Raw genomic sequence first — 20,525 nt, forward strand, 5'->3', positions numbered from 1 at the left:
CCATGCTCAGCGCCCTTACCCGCCGCCCCATCCGCGAACTGCCCGACGAGCTGATCAGCCAGATCGCCGCGGGCGAAGTGGTGGAGCGGCCGGCCTCGGTGGTGCGCGAACTCGTGGACAACGCGCTGGACGCCGGCGCCACGCAGATCACGCTGCGCCTGCAGGCCGGCGGTGTGCGGCTCATCAGCGTGGAGGACAACGGCTGCGGCATCCTGCGCAGCGAGTTGCCCAATGCCTTGAAGCGGCACGCCACGAGCAAGATCGCCAGTCTCTCGGAGCTCGAATCGGTCGGCACCATGGGCTTTCGCGGTGAGGCGCTGGCCGCCATTTGCTCGATTGCGGAGGTCTCGGTGCTCACGCGCGTAGACACTCCCGACGAAACGCACGGCTGGCTGCTCGATGGCCGCAGCGGCGAACTGCAACCCACGGCGCGCGCGCCCGGCACCACCGTGGAAGTGCGCGAGCTGTTCTACGCCACGCCCGCGCGGCGCAAGTTCCTCAAGACCGATGCCACCGAACTGGGCCATTGCATGGAAGCGGTACGCCGCCATGCGCTTGCCCGGCCCGACGTGGGCTTTGCCATCTGGCACGAGGGCAAGCTGGCCGCCCAATGGCGCGCCGTGGCCGGCGATGGCATGGACGCCTTGCGCCAGCGCCTGGCCGACGTGCTGGGCGAAGACTTCGTGCAACAGGCCGTGGCAGTGAGCTGGCCCATCGACCCGCCAGACGACGGCATGGAACGCCTGCGCGTCTGGGGCTTCGCCGGCATCCCCGACGCCGCGCGCTCGCGCGCCGACTGGCAATTCGCCTATGTGAACGGGCGCTATGTGCGCGACAAGGTCATCACCCACGCCGCGCGCAGCGCCTATGAAGACGTGTTGCATGGCCACCGCCAGCCGGTCTACGCGCTCTTCGTCTCGCTCGACCCTGCGCGGGTGGACGTGAACGTGCACCCCACCAAGATCGAGGTGCGCTTTCGCGACAGCCGCGAGGTGCACCAGGGCGTGCGGCATGCGGTGGAAGGCGCGCTGGCGGTGCCGCGCTCGGGTAGCCATACCGCGGAGGCCAGCACGCCGGTGGCCGCACCGGTGGCACCCGCGTGGACGCCGCCCGCGCGGCAAGCACCTTTCTCGTTCGCGCCGCGCGAGCCGGAGGTGGGGCATCGGGTCAGCGACGTGGGTGCGTTGTGGGGCACCGGGTCTGGCGGGGCTTCGATCCTCCGACAAGCTCAGGATGAGCGGATTTCAGTCGGAACAGATGTTTTCGCTGTCTCAGCACCCACACCCAACGCCGTTCGGGCTGAGCCTGTCGAAGCCCTCGCCAACCCCACACCGCTGCCCGACGGCGAATGGCCACTGGGCCGTGCCATCGCCCAACTGCAAGGCGTTTACATCCTGGCCGAAAACGCCCACGGCCTGGTCGTCGTGGACATGCACGCGGCGCACGAACGCATCGTGTACGAACGCCTCAAGCAGCAACTGGACGACCGGCAGGTCACCAGCCAGCCGCTGCTGATTCCCGCCACGTTCGCCGCCACACCCGACGAGGTGGCCACCGCCGAAGACGGCGCCGAGGTGTTGGCCGAACTGGGCCTGGAAGTGAGCGCGTTGTCGCCCAAGACGCTCGCCGTGCGTGCCGTGCCCACCACCCTCGCGCAGGGCGATCCTGTGGAACTGGCGCGCAGCGTGCTCGCCGAACTGGGCCAGCACGAAGCCAGCACGGTGGTGCAACGCGCGCGCAACGAATTGCTCGCCACCATGGCCTGCCACGGCGCGGTGCGCGCCAACCGCCGCCTCACGCTGGACGAGATGAACGCGCTGCTGCGCCAGATGGAAGTGACCGAGCGTTCCGACCAGTGCAACCACGGCCGGCCGACTTGGCGCCAGATGGGCATGAAGGAACTGGACGCCCTGTTCCTGCGCGGACGCTGAAGCCCACCCAGCCGCCACGCCGCCATCACGGCGGCTTTTTTCTGCACCAAAAAAGCAAACACCGCCCCGCAATGGGCGGTTTTGCCGGCCAGAGCGCGCCAAAAACGGGCGTTTTGCGACACGAAATGCCGGTTGCGCATAATCTCATGCACTTTTTTGAAGCACACCTCCCACACAGACGGCAATGAAATACACCTCGGCCCATCACTTCCTGGAACACGTCGCACAACAAAACCCCGGACAACCTGAGTTCCACCAGGCCGTCTCGGAAGTGATGGAAAGCCTCTGGCCCTTCATTGCCGCCCACCCGAAGTACGCCGAACACGGCCTGCTGGACCGCCTGGTCGAGCCCGAACGGGTGGTGATGTTCCGCATCTCCTGGGTCAACGACCACGGCGACGTGCAGGTCAACCGCGGCTACCGCATCCAGCACAGCTCGGCCATCGGCCCATACAAGGGCGGCATGCGCTTTCACCCTTCGGTGAACCTGTCGATCCTGAAATTCCTGGCCTTCGAGCAGACCTTCAAGAACGCACTGACCACCTTGCCCATGGGCGGCGGCAAGGGCGGCTCCGACTTCGACCCCAAGGGCAAGAGCCCGGGTGAGGTGATGCGTTTCTGCCAGGCGCTGGTGACCGAGTTGTTCCGCCACGTGGGCAGCGACACCGACGTGCCGGCCGGCGATATCGGCGTGGGCGGGCGCGAAGTCGGCTTCATGGCCGGCATGATGAAAAAGCTCAGCAATCGCGCCGACTGCGTGTTCACCGGCAAGGGCCTGGCCTTCGGCGGCTCGCTGATCCGCCCCGAAGCCACCGGCTACGGCACGGTCTACTTCGCCGAGGAGATGCTCAAGCAACGCGGGGTGAGCTTCCAGGGCCTGCGCGTGAGCGTGTCGGGCTCGGGCAATGTGGCGCAGTACGCAGTGGAGAAGGCCATGGCGCTGGGTGCCAAGGTGGTCACGGTGTCCGACTCCAGCGGCACGGTGGTCGACGAGGATGGCTTCAGCCCCGCCAAGCTGGCCGAGCTGATGGAAGTGAAAAACCACCTCTACGGCCGCGTGAGCGACTACGCCGCACGCACCAAGACGCGCTTCGAAGCCGGCCAGACGCCCTGGAGCGTGCCGGTGGACGTGGCCCTGCCCTGCGCCACGCAGAACGAGCTGAACGCGGACGACGCCGCCACGCTGATCAAGAACGGTGTGATTTGCGTGGCCGAGGGCGCGAACATGCCGACCACGATGGAGGCCGTGGAGCGCTTCGAGAGCGCCGGTGTGCTGTACGCGCCGGGCAAGGCCAGCAACGCCGGTGGCGTGGCCACCTCGGGGCTGGAGATGAGCCAGAACGCGATGCGCCTGTCGTGGCCGCGCGACGAGGTCGATGCGCGCCTGCACACCATCATGTGCGGCATTCACGAGGCCTGCCTGCAACACGGGCGCCGCGCCGATGGCACGGTGAGCTATGTCGATGGGGCCAACATCGCCGGCTTCGTGAAGGTAGCCGACGCGATGCTGGCGCAAGGCGTCATTTAACTTTTGAAACAGGGCGCGGGCGTGCGCGGGCTAGACTGGCCGCATGCCCGCCGACCTGCCCGACCTGCCGTATCCCCGCGACCTTTCTTTTTTGCTGCAGCGCCGGTACGGCTTGCTGGCCACCGCCGCCGCACTGACCGTCCCCACGGCTTCGCTGTTCGCGGCCGACACGCCGCCTCCCCCGCCATCCTCCCCGCCATCCCCCAGCGAGAGCGTGCGCCCCCGTGCCCTGGCCGTGCCGGGCGGCATCGTCCGGCTCTCACTCGGTCCGGCGGCCATGCGCCCGATGGCTCGGCAAGGCGACATGCCCCTGCTGGTGCTGGGCGACCCCATCGAGTGGACGGCGGTGGTGGGCATCCCCCTGAGTGCCGAGCCTGGCATGGGCCGCATCACGGTATCGGCGCCCGGCACCCCGCGCGACATCCCCTACCCCATCCAGGCCAAACGCTACGCGGAGCAGCGGCTCAAGGTCGCGCCGGGCCAGGTCGACCTGTCACCCGAAGACGAAGCGCGCTACAACCGCGAGCGCGCGCACCTGGCCACGGTCATGGCCACCTTCAGCGAGCCGCCGCCACCCTCGCACGATCTTGCGATGCGCGCACCGGTCGAAGGCCGGCGCTCGGGGCCTTTCGGCCTGCGCCGCGTGTTCAACGGCCAGTCGCGCAATCCGCACAGCGGCATGGACATCGCCGCCCCCACCGGCACGCCGGTGCGAGCGCCCCTGGCGGGACGCGTGATCGACACGGGCGACTACTTCTTCAACGGCCAGACGGTCTGGCTCGACCATGGCAGCGGCCTGCTCACCATGGTGTGCCACCTGAGTGCGAGCGATGTGAAACCGGGTGACAGCGTGTCCGCCGGAGACGTGTTTGCCGCCGTCGGCGCCACCGGGCGGGTGACCGGGCCGCACCTGCATTGGTCGGTGATGCTCAACCGCGCGATGGTCGACCCGGCCCTGTTTCTGCGGGACGGTTCTTGACGCGGCCCCACCGCGCCAGCGTTCTGGCATGGAATCTGCACCGGGGGAAACCCCCAAGCGTTCGGGATGAACTTTTCCCGGCCGCAGGGCATCCATTACCGCCATGACCCGTCTTCTTGTTGCCGCGTTCACCGCTTTGGCCCTGTTGGCCGGGTGCGCCACGCTGGACGAGAAGCAACGGGTCTGGATCTTCCAACCCTCCGACCGCACCTGGGCCGGTGGCCTGGCCGCCGCCGAAGGCATGGAAGACGTCTGGATCGATTTCGAATCCCCCAAGTCCGGCAAGCCGGTGAAGCTGCACGGCCTGTGGGCTGCGCACGAGAACTTCGAACAGCGCAAGGACGCGCCCGTGCTGCTCTACCTGCACGGCGCGCGCTTCAACGTCACTGGCTCGGCCTTTCGCGCCCGCCGCATGGAGGAGCTGGGTTTCTCGGTGTTGGCAATCGACTACCGCGGCTTTGGCAAGAGCACGAACGAACTGCCCTCGGAAACCACCGCCTACGAAGACGCGCGCGCGGCGTGGGACTGGATCGGCCAGAAATACCCGGGGCGCCCGCGCTACATCTTCGGCCACTCGCTGGGTGGCGCCATCGCCATCGAGCTCGCGGCGCAGGTAAACGACGAAGCCGGCACGGTCGTCGAAGGCACCTTCACCTCCATCCCCGACGTGGTCAGCACCTTCAAGTGGGGCTGGCTGCCTATCTCGTTGTTGATCACCCAGCGCTTCGAAGCGGTCAAGCGCGTGGCCGACATCGGCTCGCCGCTGCTGGTGGTCCACGGCGGCGAAGACCGCCTGATCCAGCCCGAGCTCGGGCGCAAGCTGTACGAAGCGGCCCAAGGTCGCAAGGCCTTCGTGCTGGTCGATGGGGGCTCGCACCACAACACCAACTCGGTCGGACAGGCGCAGTACCGCACCGCGCTCTCCAGCCTGTTCGGCCTGCGCGACGACGCAGCGAGTGGTGTCAACGTGAAGATGGTCGAGCGGTAGCCGCGCTTGCCCGCGCGCAAGCCGCACCCGCTGCGGCGTTCTGCTACCCTCGAACGGATGCCCGCCGCCACGCCCTCTTCGTCTGCCATGTCGCCCGGCCTGATCGTGCTGGTGCTCTCCCTGCTGCTGGGCCTGCAGCCGATTGCGACCGACCTGTACCTGCCCGCACTGCCCGCGCTCACCGCCGGCTTCGGCGCGTCCATGTCGCAGGCGCAACTCACGCTCACCGCGCTGTTGCTGTGTTTCGGCCTGTCGCAGCTCGTGTGGGGTCCGCTGTCGGACCGCTTCGGCCGCCGCCCGGTGTTGCTCGTGGGCCTGTCTGCCTTCGTGGTGTCCTCGGTGTGCGCGACGTTTGCCGCGACGATGGAGCAGCTCATCGCCTGGCGTGCCCTGCAGGGCGTGGCCATGGGCGCGGGCGTGATGTGCGCACGCGCCATCGTGCGCGATCTGTACGCACCTGCCGATGGCGCGCGCGTCATGTCCAAGGGACTGACGGGGCTGGGCCTGATCGCCTGTACCGCCTCGCCCGTGGGTGGCCTGTTGGCCGGCTGGCTCGGGTGGCGCGTCTCGCTCCTGGCGCTGGCGGTGTTCGGCGCGGTGGCGCTGGCGGTGGTGGCCTGGCGTTTTCAGGAAACGCTGTCGCACAAGAACCCGCGCGCGCTGGCGCCACGCACCCTGCTGCACAACTGGATGGAGATCGCGCGCCACCCCACGTTCTGGGCCTTCGCGCTGCTGTCGACCGCATCCTACGGCGGCTTGTTCACCTATCTGGCGGCCTCGTCCTTCGTGTTCATCCGCGTGCTCGGCGTCTCCACCACGGTCTATGGCTTGCTGATGTTCAGCATGTCGCTGCTCTACATCGTCGGCACCTTCCTGTGCCGCTACCTGCTGCCGCGCCACGGGCTGCGGCGCACCGTGGCCATTGCGGGCGCCATCACGCTCACCGCCGGCACGGTCATGGGCGTGCTCGGCCTGCTGGGCGTGCACAAGGTCTGGGCCATCCTGCTGCCGTTCTGGCTGTTCATGCTGGCCCACGGCGTGCACCAGCCCTGCGGCCAGAGCGGCGCGGTGGGCCCGTTTCCGCAAGCCGCGGGCGCGGCCTCGGCGCTCAGCGGATTCCTCTCGATGGCCGCCGCGTTCGCCATGGGCGGCTGGCTCGGCTGGAGCATGGCGGGGGCCGACAGCGTGTTGCCCTTGACCCATGGCGTGTGGTTCTGGAGCGTGCTCATTGCCATCGTCGCGTGGACGCTGGTGCAGCGCCACGGCGAGGCCCGTGGCGCACCCCAGCGCGTCGACACCGCGGCACAGCCCGAGCCACGCGCGTGACGAAGCCGGCCCCGCGTTGCATCGCCCTGGCCGGGCCGACGGCCAGCGGCAAGAGTGCCGCTTCGCTGGCCATCGCCGCGCGCTGGCCGGTGGAGATCGTCAGCGTCGACTCGGCCCTGGTCTACCGCGGCTTGGACATCGGCAGCGCCAAGCCCACCGCCGCCGAACGCGCCCAGGTGCCGCACCACTTGATCGACATCCTCGACCCCTTGCAGAGCTACAGCGCGGCCGACTTCGTGCGCGACACGCTGCGCCTGGTGGACGACATCGCCGAGCGCGGCCGCACGGCCTTGCTGGTGGGCGGCACCATGCTGTACTTCAAGGCGCTGCTGGTCGGGCTGGACGAGATGCCGCAAGCCGACGCGGCGGTGCGCGAACGCATCGAGGAACGTGCGCTCGCGCTCGGCTGGCCCGCCTTGCACGGCGAACTCGCGCGCGTGGACCCGGCCACCGCCGCGCGCCTGCCGCCCAACGATTCGCAGCGCATCCAGCGCGCGCTCGAGGTCTACGAAGTGTCGGGCCAACCGATCTCCAGCTTTCAAACCGGGCGCAGCCACAACCCGGCCAGCCCGCTCGCGCCCGAGCACCTGATCTCGCTGGAGCCGCAGGAACGCAGCTGGCTGCACGCGCGCATCGCGCAACGTTTCGACGACATGCTCGCCGCTGGATTTCTCGAGGAGATGCGCACCCTGCGCGCACGGGGCGATCTCTCCACTGCACTGCCCTCCATGCGCTGCGTGGGCTACCGCCAGGCGTGGGAATCGATGGACGCGCACGGTGATGCGCTCACACCCGAACAGATCGACGAACTGCGGCTCCTGGGCAGCGCGGCCACGCGCCAGCTCGGCAAACGCCAGCTCACCTGGCTGCGCTCGATGCCGCAGCGCCGCGTGATCGCCTGCGATGCACCCGACGCGCTGGCACAGGTACTGCACGCCGTCGAGCAACGCTTGGGCAGCTCTGCATGAACACGACAAAGGCCCTCGAGGTGGACCAGTTGGGCAAGCGCTACGGCAGCACCCCCGTGTTCAGCGGCGTGAGCCTGGACGTGGCGCCGGGCGAATTCGTCGCGATCGTGGGCGAATCGGGCGTGGGCAAGAGCAGCCTGCTCAATTGCCTGGCCGCGCTCGACGATTGGAGCGAGGGCCGCATCGTGCACCACGGCGTCGACCTGGGCACCCTGGACGAAACCCAACGCGCGCACTGGCGGCGCGAGCACCTGGGCTTCGTGTTCCAGGCCTTCCACGTGCTGCCGCATCTCGATGTGGCGCAGAACGTCGGCCTGCCCCTGTTGCTGCTGGGCCGGCCCGACGCCATGCGCGTGCAGCAGATGCTGGACGCGGTCGGCCTGGGTGGTCTGGCTGCGCGGCTACCGGCCGAGTTGTCCGGAGGGCAACTGCAACGCGTGGCCATCGCGCGCGCGCTGGTGCACCGCCCCAGCCTGCTCCTGGCCGACGAGCCTACAGGCAATCTCGACCCCACCACCGCCACCCAGGTCATGGACGTGTTGCAGCAACAGGCCGCCGACAGTAGCGCGGCGCTGGTGCTGGTCACGCACTCAAGCGCGGCCGCCGCGCGTGCCCAGCGCATGCTCCATCTCACCGCTTCGGGTCTGCGGGCCGGCTGAAACGCTCAGGACGTGCTCACGCCCTGACACGTTTTCCCCGTGCGCACGATGGCGCATCGGGGTAAGGTCGGCACTGTGGCACAAAGAACCAAGCATGTAACTTTGTGGCGTTAACATCCACAAAAACAAGTAACTAAATTAGATCATGCCCTTTTCGCTCTCATCGAACCCCGATCCCGCCATCGCAGGGCCCATCGACCTGGTGATCTTCGGTGGCGCGGGCGATCTCTCGGTGCGCAAGCTGCTGCCCGCGCTCTACATGGCGCATCTGCACCACAACCTGCCCGAGGCCACGCGCATCCACGCGCTGGGCCGCCAGCCCTGGGACCGGGACACCTTCACCGCCTTCGTTCACGACAAGGTGCGCGGCTTCATCGCCCCCGACACATTGGACGAGACCGCCTGGCAGAACTTCCTGGCGCGCCTGAACTACGTGTGCCTCGACGCCACCCAGGCCAGCGACTTCGCCCACCTGGCCGCCGCATTGCAACCGGCCTCGCTGCGCGTGTTCTACCTGGCCACCGCGCCCACGCTGTTCACCGCCACCTGCGCGAACCTGCATGGCGCGGGCCTGATCGACGAGCGCTCGCGCGTGGTGCTCGAAAAGCCGCTGGGCCACGACCTGGCTTCCGCGCGCGCCATCAACCACGAGGTCGGCCGCTACTTCAGCGAAGCCCAGACCTTCCGCATCGACCACTACCTCGGCAAGGAAACAGTGCAGAACCTGATGGTGCTGCGCTTTGGCAACACCATCTTCGAGCCGCTGTGGCGCAGTCCTTACATCAAGAGCGTGCAGATCACGGTGGCCGAATCGGTCGGCGTGGGCAGCCGCGCCGGTTTCTACGACGGCACCGGCGCGCTGCGCGACATGGTGCAGAACCACTTGCTGCAACTGCTGTGCATCGTGGCCATGGAGCCCCCGGTGTCGCTCGACCCCGATGCGGTGCGCGACGAGAAGCTCAAAGTGCTGCGCTCGCTGCGCCCCATGACCGAAGCCGACGTCGCGCGCGACACCGTGCGCGGCCAATACACCGCCGGCGCCGCCAACGGCGACAAGGCCGTGGGCTATCTGCAGGAAGCCAATGTGCCCCCCGACAGCGCCACCGAAACCTTCGTGGCCCTGCGCGCGCACATCAACAACTGGCGTTGGGCCAACGTGCCGATCTTCCTGCGCACCGGCAAGCGCATGGCCGAGCGGCGCTCGGAAATCGTCATCGAATTCGCCGATCTCCCGTTCACCATCTTCCCCGACGCGCCGCGCCAGCCGGTCAACCGCCTGATGATCCGCCTGCAGCCCGAAGAGCACGTGCAACTGCAGATGATGGCCAAGGAGCCCGGCAGTGGCATGCGCCTGCGCCCGGTGAGCCTGGACCTGGACCTCGAATCGGCCTTCAGCACACGCCGCGCCGAGGCCTATGAACGCCTGCTGATCGACGTGATCAAGGGCCGCCTCACCCACTTCATGCGGCGCGATGAACTGGAAGCGGCGTGGACCTGGGTGGAGCCGATCATCGAAGGCTGGAACAACCTGCGCGAGAAACCCCGGGCGTACACCGCCGGCAGCTGGGGCCCTGCGGCTTCATCCGCACTGATGGCACGTGAAGGCTCGGCCTGGGCGGAGGAAGCATAGCCATGAACCTGCGCGACGATGGCCCACCACCGCCGAGCCTGCTGCAAGTACACGCCGCCGACAGCGTGGAGCAGCTCGCGCAGCAACTGGCCCGGCACATCGCGCGCCGTTTGCGCAAAGCCATCACGCAGCGCGGCCATGCGGTGCTGGCGGTCTCGGGGGGCAAGTCGCCCGTCGCGATGTTCGAACAACTGCGCCAGCAACCCCTGGAATGGTCGCACCTGACCGTGCTGTTGGTGGACGAGCGCTGTGTGCCACACGACCACGCCGACAGCAACACCGCGCTGGTCCACACCCACTTGCTGCAGGGCGAGGCCGCGCAGGCCAGCTTCGTGCCTTTTTTCGACCACCTGCCCGACGTGCTGGACGATGTGGCGCTGGAAACCCTGGCCGACAACGCCAATGCGCGCCTGGCCGCGCAGCCCTGGCCCATCGACGTCGCGGTGCTCGGCATGGGCGAAGACGGCCACACCGCCTCGCTGTTCCCGGGTGCCGCGCAGTTGCCCAGAGCCTTGCACAGCAGCGGTCCGGTGACCTGGCTGCGCCCCCCCGCCGCGCCCCACGCGCGCCTCACGCTCACACTGCCCGCCTTGCTCACCACGCACGAGCTGATGCTCTCGATCACCGGCGCGACCAAGCTGGCCGTGTACCAGCAGGCCCGCCTGGCCGCAGACGAAAGCCTGCCGGTCTCGCTGGTGCTGAACCAATATTCCACGCCGGTCAGCATCTGGCTGGCTTGAAGAAAAGAACCCACGACATGACCACGACCGCTCCTCTCCACCCCGTGCTGGACCGCGTCACGCGGCGCATCACCGAACGCAGCGCCGACACCCGCGCCACCTACCTCGCCGCGATGGCCGCACAGCGCAAGAACGGCACGCAACGCACCGGCATGGGCTGCGCCAACATGGCCCACACCACGGCCGCGCTGCCGATGGCCGACAAGCTCAAGATCCACGCCGAGCGCGCGCCGCACTTGGGGCTGGTCACCGCCTACAACGACATGCTCTCGGCGCACCAGCCCTACGAGACCTACCCGCAGAAGATCCGCGAACACGCGCACGCGCTGGGCGCCACCGTGCAGGTGGCCGGCGGTGTTCCCGCCATGTGCGACGGCATCACCCAAGGTGCGGCCGGCATGGAGCTCTCGCTGTTCTCGCGCGACGTGATCGCGCTGGCCACCGCCGTGGCGCTCTCGCACAACGTGTTCGACGCGGCGCTGTACCTCGGCATTTGCGACAAGATCGTGCCCGGCCTCTTCATGGGCGCGCTGCAATTCGGCCACTTGAGCGCGGTGTTCGTGCCCGCCGGCCCCATGACCTCGGGCCTGTCGAACGACGCCAAGGCCAAGGTGCGCCAGCAGTACGCGCAAGGCCTGGTCGGGCGCGAGGCGCTGCTCGAATCCGAAGCCCAGGCCTACCACAGCCCCGGCACCTGCACCTTCTACGGCACGGCCAACAGCAACCAGATGCTGATGGAGATCATGGGCCTGCACCTGCCCGGCGCTTCCTTCGTGAACCCCGGCACGCCCTTGCGCGAGGCCTTCACGCGCGGCGCGGTCAAGCGCGCGGTGGCCAACACCGGGCGCACCGGCGAGCCCGCGCTGTGCCTGGCCGACATCGTGACCGAGAAGAGCCTGGTCAACGCCATCGTCGGCCTGCTAGCCACCGGCGGCTCGACCAACCACACCCTGCACCTGGTGGCCATGTCGCGCGCGGCCGGCGTGCTGATCGACTGGGACGACCTTGCCGAACTTTCGCACGCGGTGCCGCTGCTGGCGCGCGTCTACCCCAACGGCAGCGCCGACGTGAACCACTTCCACGCCGCTGGCGGCATGGGCTTTCTCATGAAGGAGCTGCTGGGCGCCGGCCTGCTGCACCCCGATGTGAACACCGTCATGGGCCACGGCTTGGAGGCCTACACGCGCGAGGCCTGGCTCGACAACGGCCAGCTCGCCTGGCGTCCGGCCCCCGAACAGAGCGGCGATCTCGCGGTGCTGCGCCCAGTGAGCGCACCCTTCAGCGCCGACGGCGGCCTGCGCCTGCTGCAAGGCAACCTGGGGCGCAGCGTGGTCAAGGTCTCGGCCGTGCAACCGGAGCACCGCGTGGTGCGGGCCCAGGCCGTGGTGGTACAGGACCAGCAGGACCTGCTCACGCTGTTCAACGAAGGCAAGCTCGAGCGCGACCTGGTGGCCGTGGTGCGCTACCAGGGACCGCGCGCCAACGGCATGCCCGAGTTGCACAAGCTCACCCCTCCGCTGGCCGTGCTGCAGGACAAGGGCTTCAAGGTGGCCCTGGTCACCGACGGGCGCATGTCCGGCGCTTCGGGCAAGGTGCCGGCCGCCATCCATCTCACACCCGAAGCCTTGTCCGACGGCCCGATCGCGCGCGTGCGCGACGGTGACTGGATCACGCTCGATTGCGAACGCGGCGTGCTCGAACTGGAAGTGGATGCGCGCACGCTGGCGCGGCGCAAACTGCGCCACCCCGACCTCAGCGCCAACGCGCACGGCTGCGGGCGCGAGTTGTTCGGCCTGTTCCGCCAACAGGCCAGCGCGGCGGAGCTGGGCGCATCGCCGTTGCTGGGAACGCTTTGACGATGGACCTTTCATGACCACCACCTCCTGCTTCACCCCTCCCCGCTTCAAGACCCGTGTCCTGCCGGTCATCGTCCTGAGCGACGAGGCCCAGGCCATTCCCCTGGCGCATGCGCTGCTCGAAGGCGGCATCGACGCGATGGAAATCACCTTGCGCTCGGGCGTGGCGCTGCGCGCCATCGAAGCGGTCGCGCGCGCCGTGCCGCAGATGCACCTGGGCGCGGGCACCGTCACCCGCGCCGCCGAGGTAGCGCAGGTGGTCGATGCGGGCGCGACCTTCGCGCTCTCGCCGGGCTGCACCGACGCCCTGGTGGATGCCGTGCGCGCGGCGCGGCTGCCCTTCATCCCGGGCGTGATGACGGCCAGCGAAGTGATGCGCGCCCGCGACCATGGCTTCACCCTGATGAAGCTCTTCCCCTCCGCACAGGCTGGCGGCATCAGCATGCTGAAAGCCTTGGGCGCGCCCTTGCCCGACGTGCGCTTCTGCCCCACCGGCGGCGTGAGCATGCTCAACCTGCGCGACCTGCTCGCCGAACCCAACGTGGCCATGGCCGGCGGCTCCTGGCTCACCCCGGCCGATGCGCTGCAAGATGGTGACTGGAAGCGCGTGGCCCGCCTCGCGCGCGAGGCCAGCACGCTGGCCGCTGGCGTCTAACCTCTGGCCAACCCGGACCGAACACCCCAAGACATGACCCCACCGACTTCCTTGCCCGCCTGGGCCCAACTGCAGGCGCTGGCCGCAGCACCCCAAACCCACCTGCGCGACATGCTGGCCGCCGACGCTGGCCGTTCCAGTCACATGACCCTCACGGCCGCCGGCATCGAGCTCGACGCCAGCCGCCAGCGCGTCTCGCCCGCCATCCAGCAGGCCTTGCTGGACCTGGCCGAACAGGCCGCTGTCGCCCCGCAGCGCGACGCCATGTTCAAGGGCGAACACATCAACCTCACCGAAGACCGGCCCGTGCTGCATGTGGCACTGCGCGCCGACCCCATGCACACGGGCCCCTGGGGTCCAGCGGTACAGGCCGAGGTGCAACGCGAACTCGCCCGCATCTGCGACTTCGCCGAAGCCTTGCGCGCGGGCACGGTGCGCGGCCATGCGGGCGACGCCATCACCGACGTGGTGAACATCGGCATCGGCGGCTCCGACCTCGGCCCGCGCATGGCGGCCGACGCCCTGGCCCATCTGGCCCACCCCGGCGTTCGCGTGCACTACGTCTCCAACCCCGATGCCTGGGCGCTGTGGAGTGTGCTGCGCACGCTGGACGCCAAACGCACCTTGCTGATCGTCTCCAGCAAGACTTTCACCACGCAGGAAACGCTCACCAACGCCGCCAGCGCGCAACGCTGGCTGACCGACAACGGCTGCCCGGCCGATGCGCTGGCGCAGCACCTGGTGGCCATCACCGCCTCTCCCCAGCAGGCGGCCCGGCTCGGCTACCCCAGCGAGCGCACGTTCCTCTTCTGGGACTGGGTGGGCGGGCGCTACTCGGTCTGGTCGGCGCTGGGCCTGCCGCTGGCCATCGCCATCGGTGCCGAGCATTTCCGCCTGTTCCTGGCGGGCGCGCGCGCGATGGACGAGCACTTCTGCCACACACCGCTGGCGCAGAACCTGCCCGTGCAGATGGCGCTGCACGGCATCTGGAACCGCAACTTCCTCAGATTGCCGACGCACCTCATCGTGCCGTATGCCTCGCGCCTGGCGCGCTTCACGCCGTTCGTGCAACAGATGGACATGGAGTCCAACGGCAAGCGCACCCACACCGACGGCACCCCCGCCGCCGTGGCGACCGGACCGATCGTCTGGGGCGGCCTGGGCATCGACGGGCAACACGCCTATTTCCAGCTCATCCACCAAGGCATGCACACGGTGCCGGTGGATTTCATCGGGGTGGAGAACGAAGACACCCCCTTGCCCATGGCCGCCACGCACCACGAGGTGGTGAACCTCAACTTGCGCGCCCAGGCCGAAGCCATGGCCCGAGGCCGTTCGCAGGCCGACACGCAGGCGATGTTGCAAAAGGAAGGCCTGAGCGCCGCCGAAGCCCGGACCCTGGCACCACACCGCAGTTTCGAGGGCAACATTCCCAGCCACATCCTGTGGCTGGATCGGCTGGACCCCGCGCGCCTGGGCGCGTTGATCGCGCTGTACGAACACAAGGTGTTCACGCAAGCGGCCATCTGGCGCATCAACGCCTACGACCAATGGGGCGTGGAACTCGGCAAGACCATGGCCAAGGCCCTGGCGAAAACGGCGTGAAACCAGGCGGCACGAACGCCTGCACCGCCAATTCAGGCCCAAATACCTTGCACTGCAGCATTTTCAGGAGCGAAGCCCTGTTGACGCCGCACGGCTTTCCGCGAGCGCAAGTGCTATCGCATAGGGTATAAATCTGCATCTCAAAAGACTCTCCCAGCACATTCGGCACGATCCGCAAGGCATCCCAAAGCATGCAAAGAGTCAGAACCTTTTTCAGCACCTTGACGTCGATCATTTCGCCGAATGCGGAGACGCCGGCCAGCGCGCCCGATCCGCAGGCGATGCTGCTGATCCAGAAGTCGATGTTGCGCGTGCTGGGCGTGCGTGGCGCAGAGCTGAACCCCCAACTGGAACACCGCATCCGCTTCGCGCCGAGCATTGAAGCACTGTGGTTCCTGCGTGCCGATCTGGCCCAGGCGCTGTGCCTGCAGCGCGACGAGAACAGTGCCCTGCAAGCGGTCACCGACCTCACGCCCTTGTTCGACGGCCATATCGCCAAGTCCCAGTTGCAAGCCTTCCAACTCGGACATCGGGGGCCAAGGCGCATTGCCGAGCGCAAGTAGGGCCAACGCCCGCAGGCATCCGCCGTATGCTCCAGCCTCCCCTGGAGACTCAACGCACCACCTACCTGCCGGGGGGCATGCTTTACCTGCCCAAGGCGCAGCAGATCGACCGGAGGCTGGTGGTGGGCGGCCTGGTCTTTCGTGTGGGCTGGGGCCTGGCGGGCTTCTGCCCGGGGCCGGCACTGGTGGCTGGGGCGGCGGGCGAAACCAATACACTGGTGTTCGTCGCCGCGATGGTCGTCGGCATGCTGGTGCACAGCGCAGTCGACCGGCGCACTTGAGGCCGTGCTGGAGGCAGAAGCAAGCCGTCTACAATTCCGCGCTTCGGGCCGTTAGCTCAGTTGGTTAGAGCAGAGGACTCATAATCCTTTGGTCGTTGGTTCAAGTCCAACACGGCCTACCAGACACCCCTACTTGTGGTGGCTCAACGCATTCCCCACCAGCTTGGAGGTGACGTCGACGATCTGGATCATGCGCTCGTACGACATGCGCTGCGGGCCGATCACCCCCAGCGTGCCCACCACTTGGCCGTCCACCTCGTAGGGCGCGGTGACCACCGAGAGTTCTTCGTACGGCACGACCTGGCTCTCGCCGCCGATGTAGATGCGCACCCCATCGGCCTGCGCCGACACGTCGAGCAGGCGGATCAGCTGGGTCTTCTGCTCGAACAGGTCGAACAGGCGGCGCAGGTTGCCCATGTCGCTGGAGAACTCGCTCACCGACAGCAGGTTGCGCTCGCCCGAGACCACCACCGCGTCCTGCTCTTCGCCCCCCTCGGCGCCAATGTCCACCGCGGCCTTCATGAGATCGGCGATCTCGCCGCGCAACCGGTCCACTTCGGTTTTCAGACGCTCGCGCACCGCTTCCATGGTGAGCCCGGGGTAGTGCGCATTGAGGAAGTTGGCCGCCTCCAGCAACTGCGGCTGGGTGAAATTGACCTGGGTGTGGATGATGCGGTTCTGCACCGTGCCGTCGGGCGAAACGATGATGACCAGCACGCGCCGCTCGGACAGGCTCAGGAACTCGATATGGCGAAACACCGAGGCGCGCCGCGGCGCCGTGACCACGCCCACGAACTGCGAGAGGTTCGACAACATCTGCGCCGCGTTGCTGATCACCCGGTGCGGCTGGCCCGCATCGATGACCGGCCCGCCCATCTCGTTCACACCGGTGAGGTTCTCACGCCGCACCGTCAGCATGGTGTCGACGAACAGGCGATAGCCGCGCGCGGTCGGAATGCGGCCGGCCGAGGTGTGCGGACTGGCAATCAGTCCGAGCTCCTCCAGGTCGCTCATGACGTTGCGGATCGTGGCCGGCGACAGGTCCATGCCACCGGCCTTGGCCAGCGTGCGCGAACCCACGGGCTGCCCGTCGGCGATGTATCGCTCGACGAGCGCTTTCAGCAGCAACTTGGCGCGGTCATCCAACATGGCTTCATTCTAAGGAGGGATGGGCCTGCGCGCAGCGCAGCCGACGCGGGTTTTGCGCCATTCCGCCACAAAGAAGCTGTGCTGTAATGCGCCGCATGACCCTGACCACGGACGCCAGGTCCGCACCCTCCCGTTCGATCCGGCCACTGCGTTTTGCGCATGTCGTCATCGTGGGCAAGTACCACGCACCCGGTTCCCGCAACGCGGTCGACGAGATCGCGCACTTCCTGCACGACGAAGGTTGCGACGTGTCGCTGGAACAGGAAACCGCCGCCAACACCGGCCTGAGCCAATACCCCGCGCTGGCGGTGCCCGCGATCGGCAAGACCTGCGATCTGGCGCTGGTGGTCGGCGGCGACGGCACGATGCTGGGCATCGGCCGTCAGTTGGCGCGCTATGGCGTGCCGCTGGTGGGCATCAACCAGGGGCGCCTGGGCTTCATCACCGACATTCCCTTCGACTGTTACCGCGAAACGCTGCGCCCCATGCTGCGCGGTGAATTCACCGAAGACGCCCGCACGCTGATGGCGGGCACGGTCTGGCGCGACGGGCACTGCGTCTTCGAGGCCACCGCGCTCAACGACGTGGTGGTCAACCGCGGCGGCGTGGCCAGCATGATCGAGCTGCGGGTGGAGGTCGACGGCCATTTCGTGGCCAACCAGCGCGCCGATGGCCTGATCATCGCGTCGCCCACCGGCTCCACCGCCTATGCACTCTCGGCTGGCGGCCCGTTGCTGCACCCCGGCATCGACGGTTTCGTGATGGTGCCGATCGCGCCGCACACGCTGTCCAACCGTCCCGTCGTGATTCCTTCCCACAGCGAGATCGCTCTGGAAATTGTTTCCGGCCGCGACGCGAGCGCCAATTTCGACATGCAGTCGCTCACCAGCCTGCTGCACGGCGACCGCATCGTGGTGCGCCGCTCCGAGCACGCGCTGCGCCTGTTGCATCCCGTGGGCTGGAGTTACTTCGACACCTTGCGCAAGAAGCTCCACTGGAACGAGGGCGGGTGAAAGGCCGGGCACAATACGGCCGCCTCCTTCATCACCTGCCGCACCGCCCATTGCCATGAGCCTCCGACGCATCGTTCTGCGCGACTTCGTCATCGTCGAGTCGCTGGACCTCGAACTCGACCCCGGTTTCGGTGTGTTGACCGGTGAGACGGGCGCCGGCAAATCCATCCTGATCGACGCCCTGCAACTCGCGCTGGGCGCGCGCGCCGACAGCGGCGTGGTGCGCGAAGGCACGGCCCGCTGCGACATCGCAGCCGAATTCGACGTACCCGCCTCGCTCATGCCGTGGCTGGAAGAACAGGGCTTCTCGGCCGACGACAGCCTGCTGCTGCGCCGCACGGTCGACACCGACGGGCGCAGCCGCGCCTGGATCAACGGCAGCGCGGCCACCATCGCCCAGCTCAAGACCCTGGCCGATGGCCTGGTCGACATCCACGGGCAACACGCCTGGCAGAGCCTCACGCGCGCCGACGCGGTGCGCGACCTGCTCGACGCCTACGCCGGCATCGACACCGAGCCCGCCGCCAAGGCCTGGGCGCAATGGCGGCAGCGGCGCAAGGCGCTCGATGCCGCCACCGAAAAGCAGAACACGCTGCAGCAGGAAAGCGAGCGTCTGTCCTGGCAGATCGCCGAGCTCGACAAACTGGCGCCCCAGGCCGGGGAGTGGGCAGAGCTCAATGCGCAGCACGGCCGCCTGGCGCACGCACAAGCCTTGCTCGATGCCGCGCAGACCGCGGCCAACGCGCTGGACGATGACGAAGCGAATGCGGCCGCGCTGATCCACCGCGCGCTCAGTGCCTTGCAGGCGCAGGCGCACATCGAGCCGCAGTTTGCCAGCACCATCGAGGCGCTCGACGCCGCGCTGGCACAGGTACAGGACACCGTGCACGCCCTGCACCAGTACGCCCGCCACACCGAACAGGACCCCGCCAGCCTCGAAGCGCTGGACCAGCGGCTCTCTCTGTGGATGTCGCTGGCGCGGCGCTACCGCCGCGCCCCCGAAGAACTGGCCGAGGTGCACGCGCAATGGAAGGCCGAACTCGCCCAAGTGGACCAGGCCCTGGATCTGGACAGCTTGCAAAAAGCCGAACGCGCCGACCGCAAAGCCTTCACCGCCGCGCTGGTGGTGATCACGAAGGAACGCCAGAAGGCCGCCCCGAAACTCTCCAAGGCCGTCACCGCCACCATGCAGACACTGGGCATGCAAGGCGGCGTGTTCGAAGTCGCGCTGGTGGCACTGGAAGAACCGCAGGCCCACGGCGCGGAGCAGGTGGAGTTCCGCGTGGCGGGGCACGCCGGCGCCACACCCAAGCCGGTGGGCAAAGTCGCTTCGGGCGGAGAGCTCTCGCGCATCGCACTGGCCATTTCGGTCGTCACCAGCCGCCTGGGCCAGGCCCCCACGCTGATCTTCGACGAGGTCGACTCGGGCATCGGTGGCGCCGTCGCCCACACGGTGGGCCAACTGCTGCGCCAGCTCGGACGGGACCGCCAGGTGCTGGCCGTGACCCACCTGCCCCAGGTGGCCGCCTGTGCCGACCACCATCTGCTGGTCAGCAAGCAGGCCAATGGCCGGCAGACGCAGAGCACGGTGTCGCCGATTGCCGAAGACGCGCGCGTGCGCGAACTCGCGCGCATGCTCGGTGGCGGCGAGCAGTCCGAGATTTCGCTGGCCCATGCCCGCGAAATGCTGGCGGCCTGAGCGATTCGCGCATGAACACGACCACGCCCTACTCCACGCAACTCGTCCTGATCACCGGCATGTCCGGCTCGGGCAAGTCGGTCGCGCTGACGGCCCTCGAGGACGTCGGCTTCTACTGCGTCGACAACCTGCCGCCCGAGTTGCTGGAATCTTTCGTCGATCTGCAGCGCACCAATGGCACGCCCAAGATTGCGATCGCCATGGACGTGCGCAGCGCGGCGTCACTGCCAGGCCTGCCTCGCCGTCTGGAAAAGCTCAAGGCGCACACCAGAGGCACCGTGCAGCTCACAACCGTGTTTCTCGACGCCACCACCGACACGCTGGTGCGCCGCTTTTCCGAAACGCGCCGCCTGCACCCGCTTTCGCTCAAACAGGAGCGGGATCAGCACCGAGCGCTCACGGAAGCCATCGAACACGAACGCGAACTGCTGGGCGAGTTGCGCGAGCAGGCCCTGGTGCTCGACACCAGCCTGATCCGACCCACCCGCCTGCGCAGCCAGGTCAAGGAATTGATCGGTGCCGGACCATCACCGTTGACGCTGGTGTTCGAGTCCTTCGCGTTCAAGCGCGGCATTCCCATGGACGCGGACTACGTGTTCGACGTGCGCATGCTGCCCAACCCGCACTACGAGCCCGAGCTGAGACCCCTCACCGGCCTGGACGGGCCGGTGGCCAAGTTCCTCGCGGCGCAGCCCGACGTGCAGCAGATGGAACAGCAGATCACCGCGTTCCTGCGCCAGTGGCTGCCGCACATGCTGCGCGACCACCGCAGCTACGTCACGGTGGCCATCGGCTGCACCGGCGGGCAACACCGCTCGGTGTACCTGGTCGAGCAACTGTCCTATGCGTTCGCCACCGAGTGGTTCACGCGCGTGCGGCACCGCGAAAGCGACCAGTGGCCCGGCCCGGACAGCCGGATACACGCATAAGCGAACGGCCGGGCAGCGCGAAGCCG

General features: G+C 68.1%; 18 protein-coding genes and 1 tRNA gene. 18 read left to right on the plus strand and 1 reads right to left on the minus strand.

The features are described 5' to 3' along the window. The first annotated feature begins 2 nt into the window (after positions 1 to 2). The 15 genes from mutL (at position 3) to F9K07_RS20290 (ending at position 15,831) form a co-directional block, all read left to right on the plus strand. On the plus strand, positions 3 to 1,931 hold the full coding sequence (gene mutL, locus F9K07_RS20220; protein WP_201451593.1) for a DNA mismatch repair endonuclease MutL: 1,929 nt from the start codon (positions 3 to 5) through the stop codon (positions 1,929 to 1,931). 184 nt (positions 1,932 to 2,115) lie between these two features. Next, positions 2,116 to 3,459, plus strand: coding sequence for an NADP-specific glutamate dehydrogenase (gene gdhA, locus F9K07_RS20225; protein WP_159595135.1), 1,344 nt, complete (start codon positions 2,116 to 2,118; stop codon positions 3,457 to 3,459). A 43-nt stretch (positions 3,460 to 3,502) separates the two neighbouring features. Further along, positions 3,503 to 4,438: a M23 family metallopeptidase gene (locus tag F9K07_RS20230; protein WP_159595136.1), complete on the plus strand. Its 936-nt coding sequence runs from the start codon at positions 3,503 to 3,505 to the stop codon at positions 4,436 to 4,438. Positions 4,439 to 4,541: 103 nt separating this feature from the next. Next, positions 4,542 to 5,426: an alpha/beta hydrolase gene (locus F9K07_RS20235; protein WP_159595137.1), complete on the plus strand. Its 885-nt coding sequence runs from the start codon at positions 4,542 to 4,544 to the stop codon at positions 5,424 to 5,426. A 57-nt stretch (positions 5,427 to 5,483) separates the two neighbouring features. Further along, positions 5,484 to 6,752, plus strand: a complete 1,269-nt coding sequence (locus F9K07_RS20240) for a multidrug effflux MFS transporter (protein ID WP_159595138.1) — start codon at positions 5,484 to 5,486, stop codon at positions 6,750 to 6,752. Then, a complete protein-coding gene (miaA, locus tag F9K07_RS20245) occupies positions 6,749 to 7,720 on the plus strand; it encodes a tRNA (adenosine(37)-N6)-dimethylallyltransferase MiaA (RefSeq protein ID WP_159595139.1) in 972 nt (323 codons plus the stop codon). The genes F9K07_RS20240 and miaA overlap by 4 nt, the downstream gene beginning before the upstream one ends. Then, positions 7,717 to 8,379, plus strand: a complete 663-nt coding sequence (locus F9K07_RS20250) for an ABC transporter ATP-binding protein (RefSeq protein WP_159595140.1) — start codon at positions 7,717 to 7,719, stop codon at positions 8,377 to 8,379. The genes miaA and F9K07_RS20250 overlap by 4 nt, the downstream gene beginning before the upstream one ends. 145 nt (positions 8,380 to 8,524) lie before the next feature. After that, on the plus strand, positions 8,525 to 10,009 hold the full coding sequence (zwf, locus tag F9K07_RS20255) for a glucose-6-phosphate dehydrogenase (RefSeq protein WP_159595141.1): 1,485 nt from the start codon (positions 8,525 to 8,527) through the stop codon (positions 10,007 to 10,009). A gap of 2 nt (positions 10,010 to 10,011) precedes the next feature. Then, the gene (gene pgl, locus F9K07_RS20260) at positions 10,012 to 10,749 is read left to right on the plus strand and encodes a 6-phosphogluconolactonase (RefSeq protein WP_159595142.1); all 738 of its coding nucleotides are present in this window, start codon (positions 10,012 to 10,014) and stop codon (positions 10,747 to 10,749) included. A gap of 17 nt (positions 10,750 to 10,766) precedes the next feature. After that, positions 10,767 to 12,605, plus strand: coding sequence for a phosphogluconate dehydratase (gene edd, locus F9K07_RS20265; RefSeq protein ID WP_159595143.1), 1,839 nt, complete (start codon positions 10,767 to 10,769; stop codon positions 12,603 to 12,605). Positions 12,606 to 12,618: 13 nt separating this feature from the next. After that, positions 12,619 to 13,260, plus strand: a complete 642-nt coding sequence (eda, locus tag F9K07_RS20270) for a bifunctional 4-hydroxy-2-oxoglutarate aldolase/2-dehydro-3-deoxy-phosphogluconate aldolase (RefSeq protein WP_159595144.1) — start codon at positions 12,619 to 12,621, stop codon at positions 13,258 to 13,260. A 33-nt stretch (positions 13,261 to 13,293) separates the two neighbouring features. Further along, positions 13,294 to 14,865 carry a glucose-6-phosphate isomerase gene (gene pgi, locus F9K07_RS20275; RefSeq protein WP_159595145.1) on the plus strand — a complete coding sequence of 524 codons (1,572 nt, stop codon included), beginning with the start codon at positions 13,294 to 13,296 and terminating at the stop codon, positions 14,863 to 14,865. Between the two features lie 191 nt (positions 14,866 to 15,056). Next, positions 15,057 to 15,428: a hypothetical protein gene (locus F9K07_RS20280; protein ID WP_159595146.1), complete on the plus strand. Its 372-nt coding sequence runs from the start codon at positions 15,057 to 15,059 to the stop codon at positions 15,426 to 15,428. A gap of 26 nt (positions 15,429 to 15,454) precedes the next feature. Further along, entirely contained in the window at positions 15,455 to 15,709 is a 255-nt protein-coding gene (locus tag F9K07_RS20285) for a DUF6691 family protein (RefSeq protein ID WP_159595147.1), read from the plus strand. Between the two features lie 45 nt (positions 15,710 to 15,754). Further along, a tRNA-Ile gene (locus F9K07_RS20290) sits at positions 15,755 to 15,831 on the plus strand. Positions 15,832 to 15,838: 7 nt separating this feature from the next. Here F9K07_RS20290 and hrcA read toward each other — a convergent pair. After that, a complete protein-coding gene (hrcA, locus tag F9K07_RS20295; RefSeq protein WP_159595148.1) occupies positions 15,839 to 16,858 on the minus strand; it encodes a heat-inducible transcriptional repressor HrcA in 1,020 nt (339 codons plus the stop codon). A 95-nt stretch (positions 16,859 to 16,953) separates the two neighbouring features. Between hrcA and F9K07_RS20300 the strand changes: the two genes are divergently transcribed. From F9K07_RS20300 to rapZ, 3 genes are read left to right on the plus strand one after another with little or no spacing between them, the layout of a single operon-like run. Next, positions 16,954 to 17,871, plus strand: a complete 918-nt coding sequence (locus F9K07_RS20300; RefSeq protein ID WP_159595149.1) for an NAD kinase — start codon at positions 16,954 to 16,956, stop codon at positions 17,869 to 17,871. Between the two features lie 55 nt (positions 17,872 to 17,926). Beyond that, complete coding sequence (recN, locus tag F9K07_RS20305; RefSeq protein WP_159595150.1) at positions 17,927 to 19,570, plus strand: DNA repair protein RecN; 1,644 nt, start codon at positions 17,927 to 17,929, stop codon at positions 19,568 to 19,570. A gap of 11 nt (positions 19,571 to 19,581) precedes the next feature. Next, complete coding sequence (gene rapZ / locus F9K07_RS20310; protein ID WP_159595151.1) at positions 19,582 to 20,499, plus strand: RNase adapter RapZ; 918 nt, start codon at positions 19,582 to 19,584, stop codon at positions 20,497 to 20,499. Positions 20,500 to 20,525 lie beyond the last annotated feature (26 nt).

This window comes from Hydrogenophaga sp. BPS33 (assembly GCF_009859475.1).
Lineage (GTDB): Bacteria > Pseudomonadota > Gammaproteobacteria > Burkholderiales > Burkholderiaceae_C > Hydrogenophaga.

Excerpts from the sequence above, each read along its gene's own strand:
- F9K07_RS20280 (WP_159595146.1), top strand. The coding sequence starts at position 15,057 with ATGCAAAGAGTCAGAACCTTTTTCAGCACCTTGACGTCGATCATTTCG.
- recN (WP_159595150.1), top strand. The coding sequence starts at position 17,927 with ATGAGCCTCCGACGCATCGTTCTGCGCGACTTCGTCATCGTCGAGTCG.
- gdhA (WP_159595135.1), top strand. The coding sequence starts at position 2,116 with ATGAAATACACCTCGGCCCATCACTTCCTGGAACACGTCGCACAACAA.
- F9K07_RS20285 (WP_159595147.1), top strand. The coding sequence starts at position 15,455 with ATGCTCCAGCCTCCCCTGGAGACTCAACGCACCACCTACCTGCCGGGG.
- hrcA (WP_159595148.1), bottom strand. The coding sequence starts at position 16,858 with ATGTTGGATGACCGCGCCAAGTTGCTGCTGAAAGCGCTCGTCGAGCGA.
- F9K07_RS20235 (WP_159595137.1), top strand. The coding sequence starts at position 4,542 with ATGACCCGTCTTCTTGTTGCCGCGTTCACCGCTTTGGCCCTGTTGGCC.
- mutL (WP_201451593.1), top strand. The coding sequence starts at position 3 with ATGCTCAGCGCCCTTACCCGCCGCCCCATCCGCGAACTGCCCGACGAG.
- eda (WP_159595144.1), top strand. The coding sequence starts at position 12,619 with ATGACCACCACCTCCTGCTTCACCCCTCCCCGCTTCAAGACCCGTGTC.
- F9K07_RS20230 (WP_159595136.1), top strand. The coding sequence starts at position 3,503 with ATGCCCGCCGACCTGCCCGACCTGCCGTATCCCCGCGACCTTTCTTTT.
- F9K07_RS20250 (WP_159595140.1), top strand. The coding sequence starts at position 7,717 with ATGAACACGACAAAGGCCCTCGAGGTGGACCAGTTGGGCAAGCGCTAC.
- edd (WP_159595143.1), top strand. The coding sequence starts at position 10,767 with ATGACCACGACCGCTCCTCTCCACCCCGTGCTGGACCGCGTCACGCGG.
- F9K07_RS20300 (WP_159595149.1), top strand. The coding sequence starts at position 16,954 with ATGACCCTGACCACGGACGCCAGGTCCGCACCCTCCCGTTCGATCCGG.
- F9K07_RS20240 (WP_159595138.1), top strand. The coding sequence starts at position 5,484 with ATGCCCGCCGCCACGCCCTCTTCGTCTGCCATGTCGCCCGGCCTGATC.
- zwf (WP_159595141.1), top strand. The coding sequence starts at position 8,525 with ATGCCCTTTTCGCTCTCATCGAACCCCGATCCCGCCATCGCAGGGCCC.
- pgi (WP_159595145.1), top strand. The coding sequence starts at position 13,294 with ATGACCCCACCGACTTCCTTGCCCGCCTGGGCCCAACTGCAGGCGCTG.
- pgl (WP_159595142.1), top strand. The coding sequence starts at position 10,012 with ATGAACCTGCGCGACGATGGCCCACCACCGCCGAGCCTGCTGCAAGTA.
- rapZ (WP_159595151.1), top strand. The coding sequence starts at position 19,582 with ATGAACACGACCACGCCCTACTCCACGCAACTCGTCCTGATCACCGGC.